The organism is Micromonospora sp. NPDC004336, from assembly GCF_053602615.1.
The window spans coordinates 1-3,646 of record NZ_JBSGDY010000301.1; the positions used below are offsets into that span (position 1 = coordinate 1).

Here is a 3,646-nt window from a genome sequence, read left to right on the forward strand (position 1 = left end):
GCGCCCGCCGCCCCCCGCCGGCCGGGGCGTGCCCCCGCCACCCCCCCCGCCGCCGCCCCCCCGCCCCCGCGGCCCGGGGCGGCGTAGGCCCAGGCCGACACCGCCTGCCGGCGCTGGTCCGGGCGACGCCGACCCGGCCGGCGCCGCAGTCGATGGCCCGGCCGGCGCAAACCGTCCGCGAGCGGCCGGGTCGGCGGCTACCGCCCCGCGGGGGCGGCACGGTCGCGACCCGGCCCGCTCCGCGCAACGTCCGTGAGACGGGCCGAGACCCGCCCAGCCGGCGACAGCGCGGCCCTGACGACATCGACCCGGCCCACCCTTCGCGGGCGGGCCGAGCCGGCATTTCCGCTGCTCCCTCCGCCTCCGGGGTGGACACGTGACGGCAACGAGGATTTCTCATTTTCACCGGATCGAGGGCCCAACCCGCCTAGGGTTGGTCACACCGGTGCTAGTCACGGAGTTGGCCACCCGAGCGACGTCCCAAGCAGTCAGCGGACGAAAAGTGAGGGAAGACGCGTATGAAGGTCAAGACAGTTCTCGTATCGGCGGCGGTCGGCGTGGGTCTGGGCACGCTCCTGCTGCCGGGCGCCGCGCTGGCCGACACCGTCGTGTCACCGGCCACCACCCCGGTCGGCGGGACGGTCGTGCTCACCGCGACGACGTGCAACCCGAAGTCCGGCGACGCGATCTTCCGCGTCACCGGGCCCGACCGCGACCAGAACGTCCGGTCCACCACGGCGGCGGCCGGCGGCGGGCTGAGCGCCGAGCTCTTCACCGCCGGCTTCACGCTCGGCACCTACACGGTGACCGCGACCTGCGGCGACGGCAGCGCGGCCGGCAGCGCGACGTTCACCGTCACCCCGATCGGCGGCGCCCAGGCCGGCGGCCGCGACGGCGCCGACGGCACCGGGGCCCTCGCCGCCGGTGGCGTCCTGCTCGGCTCCGCCGCCGGCGGCGCCCTCATCCTGGCCCGACGCCGACGCCACATGGCCGCGGCAACGTTCTGACCGACGGCTCCGCGCCGTCCATCCCTGGACCCGGGTGCCCGCACCGGCCGACGCCGGGGCGGGCACCCGGGCGAAACGCGTACGGAGGTGGAGCCGTGTCCCGCAGGCCCGGATTGGCCGTCACGGTCGTCGCCCTGCTCGGCGCGACCGGCCTCGCCCTGGTCGGCGCGGGAATCGCGGCGACCCCGCCGCGCCCGCCCCGACCCGGGGCCGCCGACGCGCCGGCCGGGGCGCGCTCCGCGCCGCCGGTGCCGCCGCTGGGGCGGGCCGAGCCGGTCGACGTGCGGATCCCGGCGATCGGCGTACAGGCCCAGGTCGTCCCGGTTGGCGCCGACGCCGACGGACGGCTGGAGGTGCCGCCGCTGGACCGGCCCACGATCGCCGGCTGGTACCGGCACGGCGTCAGCCCCGGCGAGACCGGCAACGCGGTGATCGTCGGCCACGTCGACTCGGCCGCCGGGCCGGCCGTCTTCTTCGACCTCGGCCGGCTGCGGACCGGCGACACCGTGCGGATCACCCGCGCCGACGCCAGCGTGGCGACCTTCGCCGTCGACGGCGTCGCCTCGTACCCCAAGGACCGCTTCCCCACCGACCTCGTCTACGGCCCCGGCGATGCGGCGGGCCTGCGCCTGGTCACCTGCGGCGGCCGCTTCGACCGGCGCGCCGGCGGCTACGTCGACAACGTCGTCGTCTTCGCCACGCGGGTGCCCTGACCCCCGACGGGCCGGCTCCGAGTACGGTGTGCGCGCGGATGCCGGGCGACGCGGAGGGGGACGGGGTGGCTCAGCGGGTGACAGAGCGGCTGGGCCTACCGGGGGTGTTCCAGCGGCTGCTCGGCCGGCCGGCGCCCGGGCAGCGCGCGGAGACGCCCCGGCGGTCCAACCCGGACGCCGTCGTCGACTGTGCCGTCTACGTGGACGGACGGCGCGAGCCGGGCCGGCCGCACTACGCCGACGCGTACGCCCGCAGCCGCCGCGCCCGCGGCGCCTTCGTCTGGCTGGGGCTGCACGACCCGGACCCGGCGGTGATGGCCGCGGTCGGCCGCGTCTTCGGGCTGGACGACCTGACCGTCGAGCAGGCGCTCGCCGACGGCCACCGCCCCACCGTGCGGCGCGACGGCGACGTGACCCTGCTGGTGCTGCGCACCGCCGGATACGTCGAGCACGCCGAGCTGACCGACACCTCCGAGGTGATCGACACCGGCGACGTGATGGTGCTGCTCGGGGACCGCTTCGTCATCACCGTGCGGCACGGCGCGGCCGGCGCGCTCACCCCCGTCCGCGCCGACGTCGAGGGCCGCCCCGCCGTGCTCGCGGAGGGCCCGTGGGCGGTGGCGTACGCGGTCTGCAGCCGCATGGTCGACCTCTACCTGGAGGTCGCCGGGCACGTCGAGCGGGACCTGGAACGGGTCGAGGAGACGGTGTTCGCCCGCGACCGCTCCGCCGACATCCAGCACATCTACCAGCTCAAGCGGGAGGTGGTGGAGTTCAAGCGGGCGGTGCAGCCGTTGCAGTCGCCCCTGCGGTCGCTGCTGGACCAGCGGCCCGACGGCCCGCCGCGCGGCCTGCGGCGGTGGTTCGTCGACGTCGACGCCCGGCTGACCCGGGCGGTGGACCGGGTCGCCGCCTACGACGACCTGCTCAACTCGATCCTGCAGTCCCGGCTCGCGCAGCTCGCGGTGGACCAGAACAACGACATGCGCAAGATCGCCGCGTGGGCCGCCATCGCCGCCACCCAGACCGGGATCGCCGGGATCTACGGCATGAACTTCGCCAGCATGCCCGAGCTGAACTGGCGCTACGGCTACCCCGCCGCGCTGGGCCTGATGGCGCTGGTCGCGGTCACCCTGCACCGCCTGTTCCGCCGCTCCGGCTGGCTCTGACCGCGCCCCGGCGCGCGGCCGGGGCGAGCGGGTCGTCGCCGCCGGCCGCTACCCTCCCCCACGTGATGTGGCAGCGGTACGTGGCGATCGGCGACAGCACCACCGAGGGCCTCGACGACCCCGACGGCGCCGGCGGCTACCGGGGCTGGGCCGACCGGTTCGCCCTGGCGGTGGCCCGCGCGCAGGGCGGCCTGGAGTACGCCAACCTCGCCGTCCGAGGGCGCACCACCGCCCGTATCCGCGCCGAGCAGCTGCAACCCGCCCTCGACCTCGCGCCGGACCTCGCCACCGTGGTGGCCGGCATGAACGACGTGCTGCGCCCCTCCTTCGACGCCGACCGGGTCGCCGAGGACGTCGCGGCGATGCAGCGCGCCCTGGTCGGGCAGGGCGCCACGGTGCTGACCTTCACCCTGCCCGACCCGGTGCCGGTGATGCCGCTGGCCCGCCCGCTGCGCGGCCGGATGCTGGCGCTCAACGCCGCGCTGCGCGCGGCGACCGCCGAGACCGGGGCCACCCTGGTGGACCTCGGCGCCCACCCGGTCGCCTCGGACCCCCGGCTGTGGAGCGACGACCGGCTGCACGCCAACAGCGCCGGGCACGAACGCATCGCCGCCGCGCTCGCACACACCGTCGGGCTGCCGGGCACCGACGACGGCTGGACGCGGCCGCTGGAGGCGGCCCCGCGCCGGCGTCGCCACGAGGTGCTCCGCGCCGAGGCCGCCTGGGCCCGCCGGCACCTGCTGCCCTGGCTGGCCCG

At 77.0% G+C, this 3,646-nt stretch carries 4 protein-coding genes; all 4 read left to right on the forward strand.

Annotated features, from left to right (window positions below):
* Positions 1-518 precede the first annotated feature (518 nt).
* On the forward strand, positions 519-1,007 hold the full coding sequence (locus tag ACWENR_RS30005) for a hypothetical protein (RefSeq protein WP_452280310.1): 489 nt from the start codon (positions 519-521) through the stop codon (positions 1,005-1,007).
* A 95-nt stretch (positions 1,008-1,102) separates the two neighbouring features.
* Positions 1,103-1,720 (forward strand): class F sortase, encoded by a 618-nt coding sequence (locus ACWENR_RS30010; RefSeq protein WP_452280311.1) that lies wholly within the window; start codon positions 1,103-1,105, stop codon positions 1,718-1,720.
* A 38-nt stretch (positions 1,721-1,758) separates the two neighbouring features.
* Positions 1,759-2,889 carry a magnesium and cobalt transport protein CorA gene (locus tag ACWENR_RS30015; protein ID WP_452280312.1) on the forward strand — a complete coding sequence of 377 codons (1,131 nt, stop codon included), beginning with the start codon at positions 1,759-1,761 and terminating at the stop codon, positions 2,887-2,889.
* A 65-nt stretch (positions 2,890-2,954) separates the two neighbouring features.
* Positions 2,955-3,646: SGNH/GDSL hydrolase family protein (locus ACWENR_RS30020; protein WP_452280313.1), on the forward strand; the 692-nt coding region annotated here is incomplete at its 3' end.

Excerpts from the sequence above, each read along its gene's own strand:
- ACWENR_RS30005 (WP_452280310.1), top strand. The coding sequence starts at position 519 with ATGAAGGTCAAGACAGTTCTCGTATCGGCGGCGGTCGGCGTGGGTCTG.
- ACWENR_RS30015 (WP_452280312.1), top strand. The coding sequence starts at position 1,759 with ATGCCGGGCGACGCGGAGGGGGACGGGGTGGCTCAGCGGGTGACAGAG.